General features: G+C 64.2%; 15 protein-coding genes and 1 pseudogene. 3 read left to right on the top strand and 13 right to left on the bottom strand.

Annotation, left to right across the window (positions count from 1 at the left end):
* Nucleotides 1-12: 12 nt before the first annotated feature.
* The 3 genes from KIH76_RS06905 (at nucleotide 13) to KIH76_RS06915 (ending at nucleotide 5058) form a co-directional block, all read left to right on the top strand.
* The gene (locus KIH76_RS06905; RefSeq protein ID WP_219069972.1) at nucleotides 13-1554 is read left to right on the top strand and encodes an ABC transporter substrate-binding protein; all 1542 of its coding nucleotides are present in this window, start codon (nucleotides 13-15) and stop codon (nucleotides 1552-1554) included.
* A 54-nt stretch (nucleotides 1555-1608) separates the two neighbouring features.
* Nucleotides 1609-4377, top strand: a complete 2769-nt coding sequence (gene valS, locus KIH76_RS06910; RefSeq protein ID WP_214373725.1) for a valine--tRNA ligase — start codon at nucleotides 1609-1611, stop codon at nucleotides 4375-4377.
* 213 nt (nucleotides 4378-4590) lie between these two features.
* Nucleotides 4591-5058 (top strand): hypothetical protein, encoded by a 468-nt coding sequence (locus tag KIH76_RS06915; protein WP_214373726.1) that lies wholly within the window; start codon nucleotides 4591-4593, stop codon nucleotides 5056-5058.
* A 166-nt stretch (nucleotides 5059-5224) separates the two neighbouring features.
* Here KIH76_RS06915 and KIH76_RS06920 read toward each other — a convergent pair whose 3' ends face one another.
* The 13 genes and pseudogenes from KIH76_RS06920 to KIH76_RS06975 all read right to left on the bottom strand — a co-directional run bounded on the left by KIH76_RS06920 (nucleotide 5225) and on the right by KIH76_RS06975 (nucleotide 20090).
* Complete coding sequence (locus tag KIH76_RS06920; protein WP_214373727.1) at nucleotides 5225-7363, bottom strand: hypothetical protein; 2139 nt, start codon at nucleotides 7361-7363, stop codon at nucleotides 5225-5227.
* Nucleotides 7364-7466: 103 nt separating this feature from the next.
* Complete coding sequence (locus KIH76_RS06925) at nucleotides 7467-7907, bottom strand: chorismate mutase (RefSeq protein ID WP_214373728.1); 441 nt, start codon at nucleotides 7905-7907, stop codon at nucleotides 7467-7469.
* Nucleotides 7908-8035: 128 nt separating this feature from the next.
* Nucleotides 8036-10177 (bottom strand): transcription termination factor Rho, encoded by a 2142-nt coding sequence (gene rho, locus KIH76_RS06930; RefSeq protein WP_214373729.1) that lies wholly within the window; start codon nucleotides 10175-10177, stop codon nucleotides 8036-8038.
* Between the two features lie 197 nt (nucleotides 10178-10374).
* The gene (locus KIH76_RS06935; RefSeq protein ID WP_219069974.1) at nucleotides 10375-11964 is read right to left on the bottom strand and encodes an NAD(P)/FAD-dependent oxidoreductase; all 1590 of its coding nucleotides are present in this window, start codon (nucleotides 11962-11964) and stop codon (nucleotides 10375-10377) included.
* A 93-nt stretch (nucleotides 11965-12057) separates the two neighbouring features.
* Nucleotides 12058-12372 carry a DUF2469 domain-containing protein gene (locus KIH76_RS06940; RefSeq protein WP_033494454.1) on the bottom strand — a complete coding sequence of 105 codons (315 nt, stop codon included), beginning with the start codon at nucleotides 12370-12372 and terminating at the stop codon, nucleotides 12058-12060.
* Nucleotides 12369-13451 carry a GNAT family N-acetyltransferase gene (locus tag KIH76_RS06945; protein WP_219069977.1) on the bottom strand — a complete coding sequence of 361 codons (1083 nt, stop codon included), beginning with the start codon at nucleotides 13449-13451 and terminating at the stop codon, nucleotides 12369-12371. Before KIH76_RS06945 ends, KIH76_RS06940 begins: the two co-directional genes overlap by 4 nt.
* Before the next feature lie 171 nt (nucleotides 13452-13622).
* A complete protein-coding gene (gatB, locus tag KIH76_RS06950) occupies nucleotides 13623-15119 on the bottom strand; it encodes an Asp-tRNA(Asn)/Glu-tRNA(Gln) amidotransferase subunit GatB (RefSeq protein WP_214373732.1) in 1497 nt (498 codons plus the stop codon).
* 27 nt (nucleotides 15120-15146) lie between these two features.
* The gene (gene gatA, locus KIH76_RS06955) at nucleotides 15147-16682 is read right to left on the bottom strand and encodes an Asp-tRNA(Asn)/Glu-tRNA(Gln) amidotransferase subunit GatA (protein ID WP_214373733.1); all 1536 of its coding nucleotides are present in this window, start codon (nucleotides 16680-16682) and stop codon (nucleotides 15147-15149) included.
* A gap of 8 nt (nucleotides 16683-16690) precedes the next feature.
* Nucleotides 16691-16990 carry an Asp-tRNA(Asn)/Glu-tRNA(Gln) amidotransferase subunit GatC gene (gene gatC, locus KIH76_RS06960; protein ID WP_152357771.1) on the bottom strand — a complete coding sequence of 100 codons (300 nt, stop codon included), beginning with the start codon at nucleotides 16988-16990 and terminating at the stop codon, nucleotides 16691-16693.
* Nucleotides 16991-17168: 178 nt separating this feature from the next.
* Nucleotides 17169-17525: a TrmH family RNA methyltransferase gene (locus tag KIH76_RS11755; protein WP_420829263.1), complete on the bottom strand. Its 357-nt coding sequence runs from the start codon at nucleotides 17523-17525 to the stop codon at nucleotides 17169-17171.
* A 9-nt stretch (nucleotides 17526-17534) separates the two neighbouring features.
* Nucleotides 17535-18050 (bottom strand): annotated as a pseudogene (locus KIH76_RS11760) (RNA methyltransferase); the annotation flags it as partial.
* 1 nt (nucleotide 18051) lies between these two features.
* Nucleotides 18052-18708: an orotate phosphoribosyltransferase gene (locus KIH76_RS06970; RefSeq protein WP_219069980.1), complete on the bottom strand. Its 657-nt coding sequence runs from the start codon at nucleotides 18706-18708 to the stop codon at nucleotides 18052-18054.
* 26 nt (nucleotides 18709-18734) lie between these two features.
* Nucleotides 18735-20090, bottom strand: coding sequence for a DNA recombination protein RmuC (locus KIH76_RS06975; RefSeq protein WP_219069982.1), 1356 nt, complete (start codon nucleotides 20088-20090; stop codon nucleotides 18735-18737).
* Between the last annotated feature and the right edge of the window lie 71 nt (nucleotides 20091-20161).

Consider the following 20161-nt stretch of genomic DNA (forward strand, 5'->3'; position numbering starts at 1 on the left):
AGACTGGGGCGCATGCACCATAAGAGAGTCGGCAGCACCGCGCTGCGTTCATGGCTGGTTTTCATCGCGATGACGGTCGCGCTGTCGCTGATCGCATGGCCGGTCTGGTCCCTCGCCACACACCGCGACATCCTGCCCCGCATGAACGCCGTGCAATCCTCCACCTCGATCACGGTCGGACTCACCGACGCCCCCGACTCGCTCGACATCCGCACCGACTCCAGCCCGTCCGTGGAACGCGCGCTGCTCGGCAACGTGTACGAGACGCTCGTCACACGCGACGACGACAACGCGCTGCAGCCGGGGCTCGCATCGGACTGGACGGTTTCGGACGACGCCCTGACCTACACGTTCCGGCTGCGCTCAGGACTGCGGTTCTCGAACGGCGACGCGTTGGACTCGTCCGACGTCGTTTGGTCGCTGCAGCAGATCGTGCAGCACAAATACCAAGGCGTCGACGATCTGGGCGCGCTCAAGTCGGTCGACAATCCGAACTCCGGCAAGGTCGTGATCACACTGAGCAAGCCAGATCCTACGCTGCTGCGCTCGCTGTCGGGCCGGGCCGGCATCGTCTACGACCAGCAGGCGGCCACGGACTACGCGACGGCCGCGCTCGGCTCCGGCCCATTCACCGTCGCCAAGTTCGACAAGGGCAGCTCGATCACACTGGCAAGCAACGGCGGCTACTGGGGCGACCCGTCGTCCGCGGGCACCGTCACGCTCAAGTACTACACCGACGAAAACACGATGGTCACCGATCTCAAGAACGGCACACTGAACATGGCGCTGCCGACCAGCACGTCAGAGACCGGCGCGCTCGCCGACGACAAGAACTTCACGGTGACGACCGGACTGTCGAGCGCGAAGGTGATGATCGCGTTCAATAACGACGGCAACTCGATCTTCTCGGACCAGCAGGCGCGTCAAATGGTGCGTTATGCGGTGGATGCGAAGTCGATCGCGGCATCGCAGGCCGATTCGGCGGGCGAACTGGGTGGCCCGATCAGCCAATTGGAGCCCGGTTACGAGGACTTGACCGGCCTGTTCCCGTTCGACCAATCCAAAGCCGCCGGCATGATCGCGTACTTCGCGGGCGGCACGGCGTATTTCGGCACGATCGATTTCGTGGTGCCGCAAACGTATGCCGATCTCGGCAACACGATCGCCGACCAGCTCCGCTCCCTCGGACTGGACGTGAACGTGGAGACCGTGGACGACGCGACCGCTACTGAACGCATCAACGACGGCCAGTACGAGATGGCGCTCGCCGTGGCGAACGGCGAGCATGACGCCGCCGCGTTCGGCACGGACAGCAACGTGTACCGGTACACGAACGGTTCGGCGCAGGACGCGTACGCCAACGCGATGGCCGCCACGAACGACAAGGACTATCAGGACCGGCTGCGCACGTTCGCGAACATCGTGAGCCAGGACGCGGCCGGCGACTGGCTGTACACGCGGAAGACCGTGGTTGCGGCCGCCTCATCGGTCAGCGGGTATCCGAAGAACCTCACCGACCGGTATCTGCCGCTCGCCGGGCTCTCGATGAAGTAAGCGGCCGCCGGCGGCGGGCACCCCTTGTCACCTAAGCCGCATAAAATCGCGCGTATGAGCGAAATCATCAACGCAAACCTGACCCCGCTGCCCGACAAGGTCGGCGTCGACGGTCTGGAAGACAAGTGGCGTGCCGTCTGGGACGAGCAGGGCACGTACAAGTTCAATAACACGCGCGACCGCAAGGCCGTCTACTCCATCGACACCCCGCCGCCCACGGTGTCCGGCCACCTGCACGTCGGCCACGTGTTCTCCTACACGCACACCGACGTGATCGCGCGCTACAAGCGCATGCGCGGCTATGACGTGTTCTACCCGATGGGCTGGGACGACAACGGCCTGCCGACCGAACGCCGCGTGCAGAACTACTACGGCGTGCGCGTGGACACCTCCATGCCGTACGATCCGGATTTCAAGCCGCCGTTCGAGGGCACCGACGGCAAGAAGATCGACGCGAAGGACCAGGTGCCGATCTCGCGCCGCAACTTCATCGAGCTGTGCGAGAAGCTGACCGCGCAGGACGAGAAGCAGTTCGAGGCGCTGTGGCGCTCGCTCGGCCTGTCGATCGACTGGTCGCAGACCTACCACACCATCGGCGAGCATCCGCAGCGCGTGGCGCAGAAGGCGTTCCTGCGCAACCTCGCCCGCGGCGAGGCGTACCAGAAGGACGCGCCGGGCCTGTGGGACGTGACGTTCCAGACCGCCGTGGCCCAGGCCGAGCTTGAGTCGCGCGAATACCCGGGCTTCTACCACAAGGTCGCGTTCCGTTTCGAGGACGGCACGCCGATCTACATCGAAACGACCCGTCCGGAGCTGCTCGCGGCCTGCACCTCGCTGATCGCGAACCCTGACGACGAGCGCTATAAGCAGTACTTCGGCCAGTACGTGTACTCGCCGCTGTTCAAGGTTCGCGTTCCGATTCTGGCCCACCCGGCCGCCGAGATGGACAAGGGCGCCGGCATCGCGATGTGCTGCACCTTCGGTGATGTGACCGACGTGCAGTGGTGGCGCGATCTGAACCTGCCGACCCGTTCGATCATCCAACGCAACGGCCGTATCGTCATGGACACGCCGGACTGGATCGAGGACGAGAACGGCCGCGCGATCTTCGCCGAAACCGCCGGCAAGACCACGTTCTCCGCCCGCAAGATCATCGTCGACCATCTGCGTGAGTCCGGCGATCTGGACGGCGAGCCGACGCCGACCAAGCGTATGACGAACTTCTACGAGAAGGGCGACAAGCCGCTCGAGATCGTCACCTCCCGCCAGTGGTACCTCAAGAACGGCGGCACCGACCCGAAGCTGAACGCCGAACTGATCGAACGCGGCAAGGAGCTCAACTTCCACCCGGACTTCATGCGCGTGCGCTACGAGAACTGGGTGCATGGCTTGAACGGCGACTGGCTGATCTCCCGCCAGCGCTTCTTCGGTGTGCCGTTCCCGCTGTGGTACCCGGTCAAGGCCGACGGATCCGCGGATTATGATCACCCGATCACGCCGAGCGAGGACATCCTGCCGATCGACCCGACCATCGACGTGCCGGCCGGTTACACGGCGGAACAGCGCGACGTGCCGGGCGGCTTCACCGCCGAGCAGGACATCATGGACACGTGGGCGACCTCGTCGCTCACCCCGCAGATCGTGACCCGCTGGGCCGAGCCGGGCGAGGAGAACGAGGCCATCTTCAAGGCCACGTTCCCGATGGATCTGCGCCCGCAGGGCCAGGACATCATCCGCACCTGGCTGTTCTCGACCGTCGACCGCGCGCACTTGGAGAACAAGTGCCTGCCGTGGGCGCATGCGACTCTCTCGGGCTGGATTCTCGACCCGGACCACAAGAAGATGTCGAAGTCCAAGGGCAACGTCGTCGTGCCGAACAAGCCGATCGAACAGTTTGGCGCGGACGCGGTGCGCTACTGGGCCGCTTCCGCCCGCCTCGGTCTTGACGCGACGTATGACGAGGGCCAGATGAAGATCGGCCGTCGTCTCGCGATCAAGCTGCTCAACGCGACCAAGTTCGCGCTGGCGATCGGCCGCGAGGACGAGAACCACCACGTGGGCGAGGCCGCGACCGCCGCGTGGAACCCGGCCGACGTGACCGAACCGCTCGACCGCGCCGCGATGGCGAAGATGGCGCTCGTGGTGCGTCAGGCCACCGAGGCGATGGAGGCGTACGAGCACTCCAAGGCGCTTGAGGTCATCGAAAGCTACTTCTGGCAGTTCTGCGACGACTACATCGAGCTGGTCAAGAACCGTGCGTACGGCACGGCCGACGCGACCGGCCACGTGCCGAGCGAGGCGGCAACCAAGTCGGCTCGCACGACGCTGGGCTTGGGCCTGGACGCGTTCGCGCGTCTGCTCGCGCCGTACCTGCCGTACGCGACCGAAGAGGTGTGGAGCTGGATGCATGCGGGCGCCGGTTCGGTGCACCGCGCCGCATGGCCGACCCCGGATGTGTACGAGGCCGCCGCGTTCAAGGTCGCGCCGGAGCTGCTCGCCCACGCCGGCGAGGCGCTGGCCGCGCTGCGTGGCATCAAGTCGAAGGCCAAGGTCTCGATGAAGACGCCGATCCTGTCCGTGAAGCTCGGTGTGGCCGATGACGTGCGCGAATCGCTGGAAAGCGCCGTGAACGACATCGCCGAGGCCGGCCGCGTGGTGGGCCGCATCTCCTTCGTGAGCGCCGCCGCCGCGATCAAGGCCGCGCACGAGACCGCCGAAGCGGCCGTCGACGCCGCCGCCAAGGCGAAGGCCGAAGCCGAGGCCGCCATCGACGTCATCGTCGAAGACAGCGAACTCGGCGAGCCGCCTGTTAAGAAGAAGTAAGGCTTCTTCTTAACAGGCGGCCTTCGCGGCTGCCTGTAGTGCAGCCGCTCACTGAGCCTACGGACAGTCCACAGGACTGTCCGCTTCACGGCTCAGCCTGTTAAGAAGAAGTAAGGCTTCTTCTGGTGATACTCCGCTCCCCCTTGTCTTAAGGGGGAGCTTTTTATTTCGTATGCCATAACTCTGCGATACAATCTCACATGGGTGATGACTATGAGCAATGCACAGGCTGCGGATATCAACAATCAGATCGACGATCTGCCCGAGGATGAGCTGATCAACGACAAACCGCTCAAACGCATCGTGCTGGCCGGACTGGCGTTGCTCGCCATCTCCGTGTTCCTGCCCGGATCTCGCTACACGCTGCATCTACCCGTACGCGAAGTCATCACCGCAATCGGCGCATGGATGATGATCCTGCCGTTGCTGTTCGTCGCATGGCATCAGTTCCGCACCAAACGACACTTCCCGATCGTCACGCATTTCGCGCTGCCGATCGTCGGACTCGTCATGGTGGCCGCACGCGTCGTGCTCGTGCCGATGGGCGCGTCCACGATCTTTCTGAACCTATGGTCGATCGGTGGCACGTTCCTGATCGTCCCGCTCGTCCAACAGCTTATCGAGCTGCTTTCCGGCAGCGTCGACATGGAGACCGGCGGCAACCAGATCCGCTATCAGTGACCCGTCCCGCCGTTATCCGACCCATAAGTGGGTAATATCGGATCCTCATATCCATAAGTGGGCAATACGGTATCATTACCAACCCATATCGGCCGCCAAACCATCCGGTTTTACCCACCTACGGCTTAGGAAGTCCGATATCACCCACTTATGGAGATCATACGGTTCACGACAGTGTCTCTACGACGAGGAGGAACCTCGTTCCGGAGGACTGGTCGGAGGTGTGGTCGGCCAGATCGTTCAGCGAACCGGCATCGGCAAGCGCCGATACGGCGGACGGCAGGATACCGGCCGCATCTCCGATGGCAACCGTCTCGTCGATGGTCGGGGAATTGTTCGGCGTGAGCAGACTACCCGGGTTCATGCCGCGGATGCCGAACGCCACCGAAGGTGCCTCGTTCAGTCCTAGCGACTCCTGTTCTTTGGATGAAGTTGTGGCCGAAGCGTCAGTCGTTCCGTTGCCCGACGACGCATCGTCCGCGGTCCCGGAGCCAGCGTCCTTCGTTCCTCCGCCAAGAGAGGTCACCGACCCGGCGAAGCTCATCACATCGCTCTTGCTCATTGATACCTGATCATCGACCAGACTTGCCGCCTGACCGTCGGTCTGCTGCGATTGCGCCTGTGCGGCCGCGGCCGCCCGCTCCCGCTCGGCGTGCAGTCGCTTCAGCCGCGCGGCCTCGACCACCGCGGCGATGCCGTTGCCGCCCACGCCAAGTTTCGGCGAATCGGTTGCGGACAAGGATTCGAGGCTCTGTTCACCGCTCTTCGTTGCGGTCGCGGCGGCAGCGGAATCAGACGATCCAGCCTCGCCATCTCCCGACTCGAACCGATCCTCGAACCGTAGCAGCAGTTGACGGATCGCCTGTGCCCGGCCCGTATGTTCGCTGGCCGTGGCAAGTGCGGCCATTGCCGCGTCGACCTTCGCCTGGTCGGCCTTGAGATCAGTTTCAGTCTTGAACGATTCGTTCGTTTCCGTGATCGCCTGCTGCTGGTATGCCGCGGCTCCACTGGACGTGCCGCCGGTCAGTTCGCTCAGATGCTCGGTGTAGGTGTCGGTATACGCCATCGAATACGGGATCATCGCCTGCGACAGTTGCGATTGCCCGGCACTGTAGCCGGACGAGCCGAGCTGTGATTCGCGACCGGCGTTTTGTGTCAGTTCATCGGCCAGCCCGCTGACCCCTTGCTGACGGATACGGCGGATGATCGCGTCGACCTCGTCCGCGGCACCCGTATGCCGATGCGCGGCGCTCACGGCGTTCACCGCGTTGGCCAGATCGACCACGGCCTGTGCCAGCGGCGTATCCCCGCTTAGTTCGCCGGCGGTGCCGATCAGCGCAGCCATCTGCGTCTTGTTGCTGATCGAACCGCTCAGATGCGTGGTGTACGAACCCACGTAGGAGGCCATGTATGCGTCGAACGCCTGCCGGTGCGCGGCGGTGCGCTCGGCGATCGTGGACGAGGCGAGCGCTCGTTCCTGATCACGCAATGCGGTCAGTTGGGCAATCAGATCGTCGTTGCTTTGGCTGGCCGCACCGGTCAGCGTGTCCGCGAGCGAAGTCGCGGATTGCGCAAGGTCCGCGGCCTGTGCGGTGATATCGTTCGCATCGGATGCTGGTAGCGCGGCCAGTACGATCGGACTCATGGAGAACTGCTTGGCGTTCAGATAGACGCTGAGATCGAGTATGGTGTCCCCGCTAGAACCAGCCGGCTGAGCGGCATGCAGCATGTCGTCGAGCCAATCGGAATCATCCGGTCCGAGCAGCGACACATCGTCGCCGATCGCGGTGATTACGTTGTCGGAACCTTGCTGTGTGATGACCGCACCGTCACTGGATGACAGATCGTCCCCGACTTCGGTCGGTATCGTGAATGCCACGACCGGTACCAGTCCGGTTGCGGCCTGCACGATGTCATGCGAGGCGAGTTCGTTGCGGGTGACGGTGACGCGTACACCAACCAGCCCGCTGGCCCCGTTGACGCCGTCGGCATCCGTCTGTGGCCCGTCCAGTGAGTATGTGACGCGGATAGTCCACGGCAAGGCTTCCGATGCGGCGCTCACGCGGCGCACGTCGGTCGAAGCCGCAGAACTGTCACCGTTCGACAGGTACACACCGCCATCGTTCGCACGCATTCCATCAAGCGCGGCATACACATCGTGACCGAGATATCGGCTGACGGCCAGCGTCGTTGTGCCCGCTGGGGCCGTCGCACCGGAGCCGCCCGCACACAGCATCGCCAGACTGACCGCGAACGCAACGAAGGCCGCACCGACCCGTGTCAGAAACCGACCGACACGTTCCATGCAGCCTCCCGTATTCGTGGATCTACGCAAACGACAGTGATCTTACCCGCACCCGCTCCGTTTTCATGCGGCAGGCCGCGTCGTTCAGTCGTTATTGGACAGATCAGGCGAACACGTCGAGCACGCCCGGGTCACCACCCGCGGCCGCGATGCGCGCATGCCGTTTCTTCGCCTCGGTCACCACGAATTCGCGATACATCTCGGCGATGTCCGGGTCAAGCCCGGCCGCCACGGCAATGCGATGCAGACGCTCGATCTGATAATCCTCGCGCTTGTAGTCGGCCGGCGCGAACCCTGCGCGAGCCTTGAGCACACCGACCTGCGACGTATATTTGAACCGTTCGGCGAGCAGGGAGACGATGGCCGTGTCCACATTGTCGATGGACTGGCGCAGGGCCTTGATTTTCGCCACGGTTTCGGCGACCTCGGGATGTTCGGCCGCAGCGGCGGAGTCGATCACCGTTTCGGATTCGGGCGCATGCGTGGCGTCTGCGGACGGCAGCCAATCGCCGCCTTCGGACTGGGATTCTTGCGTTTCGCTCATGGTTGTCAGATTATCACCGCCGTTCCCCGCCCGCCAGACGCCCATATATGCCGTGTGGCGGTTTTCTCTCGCCGGCACGGTCGCCGGCGAGAGAAAACCGCCACGTATCAGTCGGTCCGTCGTTGATTTCAGTTGCCGTTGACGGCGCTGGAGTTGGCCTGCTGGCTGATCGCGGCGAGGAAGTCGCGGTTGGTCGGGGCCTTCTTGAGACGCGGCACGAGCGTCTGATACGCCTGTTCCGGCTCGAGGCCGCCGAGCAGACGACGCAGACGGTAGATGATCGGCAGCTCGTTCGGCGCGGTGAGTAGCTCTTCGCGGCGCGTGCCGGACGCGTTGATGTCGATGGCGGGGAACAGGCGCTTGTCGGCCAGTTCGCGGCTCAGGCGCAGTTCCATGTTGCCGGTGCCCTTGAATTCCTCGAAGATCACCTCGTCCATCTTCGAACCGGTTTCGACCAGCGCGGACGAGATGATGGTGAGCGATCCGCCGTTTTCGATGTTGCGGGCCGCGCCGAAGAACTTCTTCGGCGGGTACAGGGCCTGCGCGTCCACACCACCGGAGAGAATGCGGCCGGACGCCGGCGCGGCGATGTTGTACGCGCGGGCGAGACGGGTCATCGAATCGAGCAGCACGACCACGTCCTGACCGAGCTCCACGAGTCGCTTCGCGCGCTCGATGGCGAGCTCGGCGACGGTGGTGTGGTCGGAGGCCGGGCGGTCGAACGTGGAGGCGATGACCTCGCCGGCCACGGTGCGCTCCATGTCGGTGACTTCCTCCGGGCGTTCGTCCACGAGCACAACCATCAGGTGGACTTCCGGATTGTTCGTGGCGATCGCGTTGGCGATGTTCTGCAGCGTGATCGTCTTGCCGGCCTTCGGCGGGGAGACGATCAAGCCACGCTGGCCCTTGCCGATCGGCGCGACGATGTCCATGATGCGGCCGGTGAGCTTGTTCGGCGTGGTCTCCTGCTTCAAACGCTCCTGCGGGTAGAGCGGGGTGAGCTTGGAGAACTGCGGGCGGTTGGCCGCATCCTCGACGCTCATGCCGTTGATCGAGTCGATGGACTGCAGCGGCACGAACTTCTGACGCTGGTTGCGGCGGTCGTTGTCGCGCGGCGCGCGGATCGAACCGTGCACGGCGTCACCCTTGCGCAGGCCGTACTTCTTGACTTGGCCCATCGAGACGTACACGTCGTTCGGACCGGGCAGATAGCCGGAGGTGCGCACGAACGCATACGATTCGAGCACGTCTACGATGCCGGCGACCGGGACGAGATCGTCCTGCGGCTCGTCGCGGCGAGTGTCACGCTCGACGTTGCGGTCGGCGCGCTGATCATGGTCGGCGTTGTCGAAGTCACGGTCGCGGCCGCGCAGACGGCGCTGGTGACGGTCCATGCCACGATCCGCTCGATCGGCACGATCCGCGCCACGATCCGCACGGTTGCGGCTGCGACGGACGAATTCACGGTCGACGGGCTCGTCGCCGGACTGGTCGTCGCGTTCCGTCGTAGCGGTCGTGGTCGGCAGAGTCGCCAGGATGTCGTCAAGATCACGCACGTTGTCATCGGACGCGACGGCAGGCTCTTCGACGCGACGACGACGCGGACGGTCATCGTCTGCATTGAAATCGCGACGACGACGATTCTGCGCACGATCGTCGTCGAACTTGCGGCGACGGTCGGTGCGATCGGCGCGCTCACCGGTCGGTTCGAGTCCGAGATCGTCGAGCAGCAGCGCGGAGGCTTCCTCCTCGTGACGACGGCGACGAACCGTCGAGTCGGCGTCCTTCTTCGCGGCGACGGGCAGATTGATCACCGGCGCGGCATCGGTGGCCGCGGGCTGCTGCGCGGCGTCGTCGGACTGGGCGTCGCTGTTCTTGCGGATACGGGTACGGGTTTTGCGCATCGGCTCGCCCGCGGCTCGCACCACGCGACCGGAACGGGTGGCGCGAGCAGGACGCTCGGGCTTGTTCGCCGGCTCGTTCTGCTGCGGTTCCGCCTCCTTCGGCTCGGCGGCCGGTTTGACGGCAGGTTCGGTGGCGACAGGCTGTTCGGCGGCCGCAGGTTCGGCAGAGGCGTCCTGTTCCGCCTTGGCGGCGCGAGGGGCACGCACGGTGACTCCGGCAGGGGCTTCGCCTCCGGAGCGGGCGGCCTGCAACGTGGCCAGTAGTTCGGGCTTGCGCATCGTCGACGTGCCACGAAGTCCCATCTGCTTGGCGAGCTCCTTGAGCTCAGGCAGCTTCATATCCTCAAGATTCTGGCTAGTTGCCACTCGTATTACCTTTCCTTGAGCAACGCCGGCACACTGCCGAGCTCTGCACTAAGAATGATGTGCGGCCAATGCCGCTATCGAACGTCCGTCGCACTCCATGCGTCACGAACTGGCACTAACCATACAACTTCTCCCCGACCAACGCAAAACGGCCCGCCGCATAGCGCGACGAGCCGTTTCATCAGGTGGAAGAGGAACTACTTTTCCTCGTGGTAGGACTTTTCGGTGTTGACAGACCACACGTTCTTCTTGGAGGTCTTGCCGGTCTTGATGTTGCCGACGGCCTCGATGGCGGTGGCCATCGAATGGTCCATGTTGTTGTAGTGGTGCTGGCCGTTGCGGCCGACGCAGTAGAGGTTGCCGAAGTGGTCGAGGTATTCGACCAGCTCGTCCATCTGGGCGTAGGTGTCGAAGTAGGCGGGATACGCCTTCTTGACCTTCTCGCGGTGGGTGTCGAGTACGTCAGCCGGGCTGGCGATGACCTTCATGCGCACCATCTCGTTGATGGCGAACTTGACGCAGTCCTCCTCGCTCATGTTCCAGAACGAGTCGCCTTCGTCGCAGAAGTATTCGAGGCCGATCCAGACGGTGTCGTCCACGTCCTTGACGAGGTACGGGCTCCAGTTGTTGAAGATCTGGATGCGGCCGACGGTGTAGCCCGGGTCCTGCACGTAGATCCAGCAGTCCGGCACGATCGGCGGGTTGCCGAGCGTAGGAATGTCGGTCGTGTTCTTCAGGCGCAGCCGCTTGACGAGCAGGCCGACGGTGACGAAGTCGCGATACGGCAGGCCGTTGGCGATGGCCGTGATGTCCTTCGGCGCGGGCTTGTCGGAGGCGTCCACGGCGTTGACGAGATCCTTGATCGGCATCGACGAGATGAACTGATCAGCGGCAAGTTCCGTACGGTTGCCTTCCGAATCCTCGTAGACGACCGAGCTGATGTGACCGCCGTCCTGACGGATCTCGACCACGTTCGCATCGGTGATGACCTTCGCGCCGTGCGCCTCGCAACGCTTCTCGACGGTCTCCCACAGCTGGCCCGGACCGTACTTCGGGTACCAGAACTCCTCGATGAGGGAGGTTTCGACCTCGGCATTGGAACGCTTCTTCGGGCTGAGCTTGGCGAACGCGTTCTTGAGCACGCCGAGCACGCTCAGGCCCTTGACGCGCTGCGCGCCCCAGTCGGCGGAGATCTGCGAGGGGTGGCGTCCCCACAGCTTCTCGGTGTAGCCCTCGAAGAACATCGAATACAGCTTGCGGCCGAAACGGTTGATATAGAAGTTCTCCAGATTGGTCTCGGGCAACTTGTGGAACATGGAGGCGAGGTAGCTGAAGCCGGCCTGCATGGTCATGGCGAAGCCCATCGCCTTGAACGTGGCGGGCTTGAGCGAGATCGGATAGTCGAAGAAGCGGCCGCCGTAGAAGATGCGCGAGACGCGGTGGCGCTTGAGCATCACCTCGTCGCTCACTTCCGGATCCGGCCCGCCCGGCTCCATTTCGTGCTCGCGACCGAGCTTCTTGTCGTCATAGCTGGGAGCGCCCTGCAGCGGCAGCACGTCCTTCCACCAGTCCATGATGCGGTTGTCTTTGGAGAAGAAGCGGTGGCCGCCGATATCCATGCGGTTCCCGTTGTGCTTGACGGTGCGTGAGATGCCACCGAATTCACGGCTGGCCTCGAGCACGGTCACGTCGTACTTGTCGGCGCCGCCGTCCTTGACGAATTCCCAGGCTGCGGTAAGGCCCGCGGGGCCGCCGCCGATAATCACCACGGATTGTTTCTGCGTCACGTGAGTCTCCTTATAATAAAATCAGCGATAGTCTACCCCACACCCAAGAAACGCAAATGGCCTCTGTGCGTTTCCACACAAAGGCCACAGAAATCAGTGGATGTCGTCGGGTATGTCGATGTCCGTTTTCTGCACTTCTTCGACGTTCACATCCTTGAACGTGACGATGCGCACGTTCTTGACGAAACGGCTCGGCCGGTACACGTCCCAGACCCAGGCGTCGGTCAGCTGCACGTCGAAATACACGTCCTGCCCGGCCGAACGCACGTTGAAGTCGACCTTGTTGGCCAGATAGAAGCGGCGTTCGGTCTCCACCACGTAGGTGAACAGTTTGATGACGTCGCGGTATTCCTTGTACAGGGCGAGTTCCGCGTCGGTTTCGTAATTATCGAGATCCTCTGCGCTCATCGGTCCTCCTCCGTCTCGCGCTTGCGGCTCAATCCGAGATTGCGCCACCAGGCGTTCTTCGAAGTCTTGCGCTCGGACTGGCCGTACGGCCATGTGGAATCGCCATCGACGGTATCGGACGGCGCGGACTCGGCCTGTCTGACCGCCGCACCCGCATCCTCGTCGTCACCGTTCAGTTCGACGCCGATACGGGCGTATGCGGCCTTGCGCAGTTCGTCGTTGTCGTCGTCGCCGTTCGGGGAGGCATCGGCGCGGGTTTCGTTCGCACCGGCCGGGTCACGTCTTTTCTGCTGGATCGTAACGGAATGCTCGCGCATGGCCAGCGCCTCGCGCATGCCGGGATTGTCTTCGATCACATGCATGCCGAACGCATCGAGTGAACGGATCGGATCGTATTCGTCGAACAGCGTGTCCAACACGATCAGATCCTGGTAACGGCCGTTTTCCGCGTCCCACAACGCGTCGCGCGACGTGCCGGACTGCACGAACCCGAGCGACTTGTAGACGGACAGCGAACGCGTGTTCTTTTCGGGCACGGCGACCCAGATGCGGTGCATGCCGAGACCGGCCGGTTCGGGCGCAAAGCCGTAGGTCATGACGCGCGGCATCATATCGCGCGAGTAGCCGCGGCCGCGGTAGTCCTTGCCGAGCACGACCTGGATGCGCGCTGAGCGGGCCCAGCCGTCGATGTCGATGAGGAAGACCATGCCGATCACGTTGTCAGTGGCCTGCGCGTCGATCTGGCCGTCGTCGTCATGGTCGGAGTCGGTGAGCACGGCCCAGGCCATTGTGCGGCGGGATTCGGGATCACCCACGCCGGATTCGGATGCGGCCAAGCCGTTCGTCCAAGCGACGGAACGGCGCACCCAGGCGTGGACGACGGCGCGTTCGGCCTGCGGATCCTTGCCGGTGATGCGCGATGCGTTGTAGTAGGCGTCCAGTTCGTCCAGACGCGGCAGGTCCTCGATGGTCGCCGGGCGCAGGTGCACCATTTCGCCCTTGATCTCAGGAATGACGATCTTCGGCGGCAATTCGCGCGAGATTTCCTGCAACGTCGGCGTTTCGGCGGTTTCAGACATTCGTGTATTCCCTCAACATACGCTGGTAGAAGTCGGTACAGAAGATATCCTACCCGCCTGACCGTTTGCTGGGAAGATTTACGGCATGCGTTCACCAAGTATGCAATACACGGATACGAAAAGGCTCCCTTCGGAAGAACCGGAGGGAGCCTGACGCGTGATGCGGATGCGTTACTTGATCTTGCCCATCACGATCTTGGTGACGGCCTTCGCGTCGGCCTGGCCGCGCGTCGCCTTCATCACCGCGCCGATGATGACGCCCATCGGCTTCATGTTGCCGCTCTTGAGCTTCTCGACCACGTCGGGGTTGGCCGCGAACGCCGCTTCGACGGCGGATTCGATCGCGCCGGAGTCCTCGACGATCTTGTAGCCGTGCTTGGTGACGACCTCGTCCGGAGTGCCCTCACCGGCGAGCACGCCGGCGATGGTCTGCTTGGCGAGCTTGTCGTTGAGCTTGCCGTCCGCGATGAGTTGCTCGACCTCGGCCACGTCGGCCGGGGTGACCGGCAGCTCCTCGAGCGAGACGCCCTTGGCGTTGGCCTCGCGGCTCAGCTCGCCCAGCCACCACTTGCGGGCGCCCGCGGCGGTCGCGCCGGCCTTGACCGTGTCTTCGATCAGGTCGAGCGCGTCGGCGTTGAGGATGTCGCGCAGCTGCAGGTCGGTGAGGTTCCACTCGGCCTTGAGACGGTTGCGGCGCTCGCGCGGCATCTCCGGCATCTGGGCCTCGATCTCGGCGATGTGCTCCTTGGTGATGTGCAGCATCACGAGATCCGGGTCCGGGAAGTAGCGGTAGTCGTCCGCATCGGACTTGACGCGGCCGCCGGCGGTGGTCTGCGTGGCCTCATCCCAGTGGCGGGTCTCCTGCAGGATCTCCTTGCCTTCGTCGAGGCGGGCGGCCTGACGACGGATCTCGTACTGGATGGTCTTTTCGATGCCACGGAACGAGTTCACGTTCTTGGTTTCGGAACGGGTGCCGTACGGGGCGTCGGCGGACGGGCGCAGCGAGACGTTCACGTCGGCGCGCATGTTGCCCTGCTCCATGCGGGCGTGGGAGATGCCGAGGGCGCGCACGATGTCGCGGATGGCGCGCATGTAGGCGCCGGCGATCTCCGGGGCGCGGTCGCCCGCGCCCTCGATCGGCTTGGTGACGATCTCGATCAGCGGCACGCCGGCACGATTGTAGTCGACCAGCGAGTGGTCCGCGCCTTCGATGCGGCCGTCGGCGCCGCCGACGTGCGTGTTCTTGCCGGCGTCGTCCTCGATGTGCGCGCGCTCGATCGGCACGCGGAACACGGTGCCGTCCTCAAGCTCGACGTCGAGGTAGCCGTTGCCGTTGGTCGGCTTGTCGTACTGCGAGATCTGGTAGTCGCGCGGCATGTCCGGGTAGAAGTAGTTCTTGCGGGCGAACTGGCTCCACTCGGCGATTTCGCAGTGCAGCGCGAGGCCCAGCTTGATCGCGTAGTCGACGGCGGTCTTGTTGACGACCGGCAGGCTGCCCGGCAGGCCGAGGCTCACCGGGGTCAGCTGCGTGTTCGGTTCGCCGCCGAACTCGATGTGCGCCGGGCAGAACAGCTTGGTGTTCGTGCACAGCTCGACGTGCGTTTCGAGGCCGAAGACCACATCGTACTTCTTGGTGGCATCGGCGTACTTCATCAGTTTTTCAGCCATAGTGCTTGTTCTCTTTCTTCCGATGCCTTACTCGGCGACGTTCAGCCACGGGGTCTTCATGGACTGCCAGATCGGGCCGCCCCAATCCTCTTCGAGCGCGGCTTCGAGTGCGGCGGCCGGCTTGTACATGACCTCGTCGCGCTGCTGCGGCGCGATGAACTGGAAGCCGACCGGCAGGCCGTCGTCCGACAAGCCGGCCGGGATGGACATGGCAGGCACGCCGGCGAGGTTGGCCGGGATAGTGGCGATGTCGTTCATGTACATGGCCAGCGGGTCGTCCATCTTCTCGCCGAACTTGAACGCGGTGGACGGGCTGGTCGGGGAGACGAGCACGTCGGCCTGTTCGAAGGCGTTGTGGAAGTCCTGGATGATGAGCGTGCGCACTTTCTGCGCGGAGCCGTACCAGGCGTCGTAGTAGCCGGCGGACAGGGCGTAGGTGCCGAGGATGATACGGCGCTTGACCTCGTCGCCGAAGCCGGCCTCACGGGTGTAGGCCATCATGTTGGCAGCGGTCTGCGGCACGCCGGCCGGCGGCATGACGCGCAGGCCGTAGCGCATGCCGTCGTAACGGGCCAGGTTGGAGCTGACCTCGGACGGCATGATGATGTAGTACGCGCCGAGCGAGTACTCGAAGTGCGGGCAGGAGACCTCGACGATCTCGGCGCCCATTTCCTCGAGCTTCTTGACGGCTTCGTCGAAGCGGGCCTGGACGCCCGGCTGGAAGCCTTCGCCGCCCAGTTCCTTGACGAGGCCGACCTTCATGCCCTTGAGGTCGCGCTTGGCGCCTTCGCGAGCGGCGGCGACCATCGGGCGCGGGCCTTCGGGGATGGACGTGGAGTCGCGGCGGTCGTGGCCGCCGATGATCTCCTGCAGCAGCGCGGAGTCGAGCACGGTGCGGGTGACCGGGCCGATCTGGTCGAGCGAGGAGGCCATGGCGATCGCGCCGAAGCGAGAGACGCCGCCGTAGGTCGGCTTGACGCCGACCGTGCCGGTCAGTGCGCCCGGCTGGCGGATGGAGCCGCCGGTATCGGTGCCGAGAGCGAGCGGCGCCTCGAACGCGGCGACCGCGGAGGCCGAACCGCCGCCGGAACCGCCGGGGACGCGCTCGGTATCCCACGGGTTGTGGGTGGTCTGGTAGGCGGAGTGCTCGGTGGAGGAGCCCTGCGCGAATTCGTCGAGGTTGGTCTTGCCGAGGATCGGCATGCCGGCCGCCTTAAGCTTTTCGATGACGGTGGCGTCGTACGGCGGCACCCAGCCTTCGAGGATCTTGGAGGCGGCGGTGGTTTCGATGCCCTTGGTGACGATCATGTCCTTGATGGCGATCGGCACGCCGGCCAGCTCGGGCAGGGAGGCCTTCTCTTCGGCGCTCTTGGCATCGAAGGCGTCGGCCTGTTCGCGAGCCACGTCGCCGGAGACCTTGAGGAAGGCCTTGATGGACGGTTCGGCGGCCTCGATCACGTCGAGATGCGCGTCGACCAGTTCACGGCTGGAGACTTCGCCGGCCTTGACCTTGGCGGCCATCTCGGCGGCGGTCAGTTGCACGAGTTCGTTGGTTGCGGTCATAACGGTTCTCACTCCTCGCTTCCCAGAATGCGCGGCGCGACGAACATGCCGGCCTCGGTCTTCGGAGCGCCCGACAGGGCTTCGGCCTGCGTGAGCGGCGTCTCGGCCACGTCCGGACGCAGGTAGGCTTCCAGCGGGATCGGGTTGGCGGTCGGCGGCACGTCGTCGGAGGCGACTTCCTGCACCTTGTTGATGGAGTCGGCGATGACGTTCAGCTCGCCCTGCAGACGGGTGATTTCCTCATCGGTGAGCGCGATTCGGGCGAGATCGCCCAAGTGCTCGATTTCTTCGCGTGTGAATGTAGGCATGCGCCCTACTATACGAGTCATTTGTGACACGCCTCGCGCGCCGTCTCACCTCGTTGCGATGCCGGCGGAGCCTCGACTCCTCGGTTGAGGAAGCCCTCAGTCGCAGACCGACTGAGGGAGCATGGCGGCCGTGAGGTCACCCGACAACACTTCGCGCATGATCCGCAGTGTCTTATTCTCACAGATGCTGGGCGATGTAGCTGTGCATGGCGACTGCGGCGGCAGCTCCGGCGTTGATCGAACGGACAGAACCGAACTGAGAGATGTAGACAACGTCATCGGCCAGTTCCAAAGCCTTCTCGCTCAGGCCGGGGCCTTCCGCGCCGAACAGCATGAGGCAGCGGTGCGGGAACTGGTAGGTTTCGATCGGCACCGCGCCGGGAATGATGTCAAGCGCGATGATCTTGGCCTCTTCGAGTTCGCGGATGCGCGCATCGGCACGGGCGATGTCGGCCGTCGCCTCAGATACCGCAGCTACCGCGGCGGACGCGGAGGCATGATCGTTGATCGAGGACGCTGCAGAACCTGACTGCACCGCGATCGCATGCGCCTTGATCGCCGCAGCCTTGGCGCGGGATCGCTCGTATGCGATTTCACCGGCAATACGATGACGCCAGCATTCGACCAGTTCGGTGATGGACGGGTGGTTCTCGACGTGCTGGTACAGCTCGGTCATCAGCGCACCCTTGCGGTTCCACTTGTGTGGACCGACGATGTGGACGCGGTTCGCGGTGAACGCGTTGGCGGTGCGCACCATCGATCCGATGTTGAAATCGTGCGTCCAGTTTTCGACGGCGACCTCGAAGTCATGGCGACCACGCGCATCCAGATCTGCCTTGATGGCGTCGACTGTCCAGTAGCGGTAGCGGTCAAGCACGTTGCGGCGGTCACCCTCGTCCAGCAGCAGCGGGTCGAAGCGCCGGTCGAAGTCCGGGGACACCGGGTCGTCGGGACGCGGCTCGCCGGGATGGGTCTGCGCCCACGGGCCGACGCCGACCTCGCGGAATTCCGGCTCGCCGGACAGTTTGGCGGCCAAGGAGACAGGATTGGGCGTATGCATGTCAGCGCAGTTCAGACTCGTGGTAGACCTCGACGAACGGCAGTTCGCGCTCTTCGTCGTCGACCGGATTGATGACTTTGATGGTCGGCTTGTCCATGTCCACGCCGCCGATGAGCGATGCGATAGCGATCACCTCGGCGCCCTCGTGCTCCACGATGCCGAAGTCGAGGCTCAGCTCGTTGCCGTTACGCAGGGTGACCAGCGAGGAGGTCTGCACGTAGGATTTCTCCGACAGCCACGAGTCGAGCAGCACCACGCGCTTGCCCTTGATCGACGGCCCTTTGATCGACGGGTACACGAAGTCCATCACGAAGCCGTTCAGATCCTCGCCGCGCGAAGCGGCCGCGAGGATCATCGCCGACACGAGCGGCACGGCGGCTGCGGTCAGTGCTCCGACCGCGTCGAAGTCATCGACCGAATAGCCCTGTTCCTCCAACGTGTCGAGCAGGATATGCCCGACGATGGAGGCCCCACGATGGTCGAAGGTCACGTTCGACAGTTCGCAGAACGGCTTGCCGTCCAGTTCCTTCACGAGCAGCTGTTTGAGCTGGTCGCGCGGGTCGAGCAGCGCGAACGGCGTCTCGGCGGGCGCTGCGGCGGCATCGGGGTTCACGGCCGGCGCGGAGCCGGTCTTGCGGAAGGATTTCTCTTCGGTCATGGTTGTTAGCCTATCTTCTCGTGCCGTCAATCGGCGTTGCCGTCGGACTGGGTTTCCGGCGCGGTCAGTTCGCGGATATCGGCCTTGCCGGGGTCGATCATGTCCACCGGCTCGATGATCTTGCCGGCGTCGATCTTCTGCAGCTTGCGCGCGGTGACGAGCACGCGCGATTCGAGCGACGTGGCGAACTGGTTGTATGCGCCGACCGTCTTGGTGATGGCCGCGCCCAGTTTGGTGGCGCGGTCGCCCAGCACGGCGAACCGCTCGTACAGTTCGCGCGACAGGTCGAACAGCTTCTTCGCGTCGTCAGTCAGGCTCTGCTGCTGCCACGCGTAGGCGACCGACTTCAGCACCGCCCACAGCGTCACCGGCGAGGTCAGCGCCACCTTGCGGGCGAAGGCGTCGTCCATCAGCGTCGGGTCGGCTTCGAGCGCCGCCTGCAGCAGCGCCTCGTTCGGAATGAAGGCGACCACGAAATCCGGGGCGACGTCAAACGCGTTCCAGTATGCCTTGTCTCCCAAGGTTTTTACATGGTCGCGCAACGCCTTGGCATGCGCCCGCAGCAGATCGGCGCGACGATCCAGTTCCTCCGGCGACGCGGTCTCCGGTATCTCGCACGCACGCTGGTAGTCCGCGTACGGCACCTTCGCATCGATCGGGATCGTCTTGCCTCCCGGCAGATGCACGATCATGTCCGGACGTTGGATGCGGCCATCCTCGCCGGTGACCACCACCTGAGTATCGAAATCGACGTGTTCCAGCAAACCGGCCGATTCCACAATGTTGCGCAGCTGAGCCTCACCCCATGCGCCGCGCACCTTGTTGTTGCGCAACGCCGCCGACAGCGAGCTCGTCTCTCGATCCAGCCGGGCCTGCTGCTCGCCCAGCCCCTTGAGTTGCTCACCGAGCGCGCCCATTTCGCGTTTGCGCCCCTCCTCGATCTGCGAGACCTTGGCCTGCAACGCATCGAGGTTCTTCTGCACCGGGGCCAGAGCGGAGAGCACCTTGCTCTGCTCCTCCAGCGAGCGCGCCTGTTTCACACGTTCGCGTTCCGCGTCGGCCGCCGCTTTGTCACGCTCGTGCTGAATGCGTACCTGCTCAGCCTGCTGGGCCTGCGCCAGCTGCGATTTGGCAAATGACAACTGCTGGCTCAGTCCGTCGATCTGGCCGCGCAGTTCGGCCGCCTGCGCAGTCAGCTGCACGATCTGCGCGTGTGCCGCGTCGCCATCGGCCTTCGCGGCCTCCAATTCGCCGGTCCGGGAGTCTCGGGCCATCTCCTGGCCGCGCGACTTGCCCAGCAGGAATCCCGCGGCCAGCCCCAGCGCCGCCGCCACGATCATCACCGCGATCATCGCGGCCACCGTCATCACATTGTCGAACATATGTTCTAGTGAAACGTACGGCATGGACGACGCCGGCAACGCGTGTCGCACGCCGACAACAGCCCGCGAAC

The sequence above is a fragment of the Bifidobacterium simiiventris genome (assembly GCF_019331715.1).
In the GTDB taxonomy this organism is placed as follows: domain Bacteria; phylum Actinomycetota; class Actinomycetes; order Actinomycetales; family Bifidobacteriaceae; genus Bifidobacterium; species Bifidobacterium simiiventris.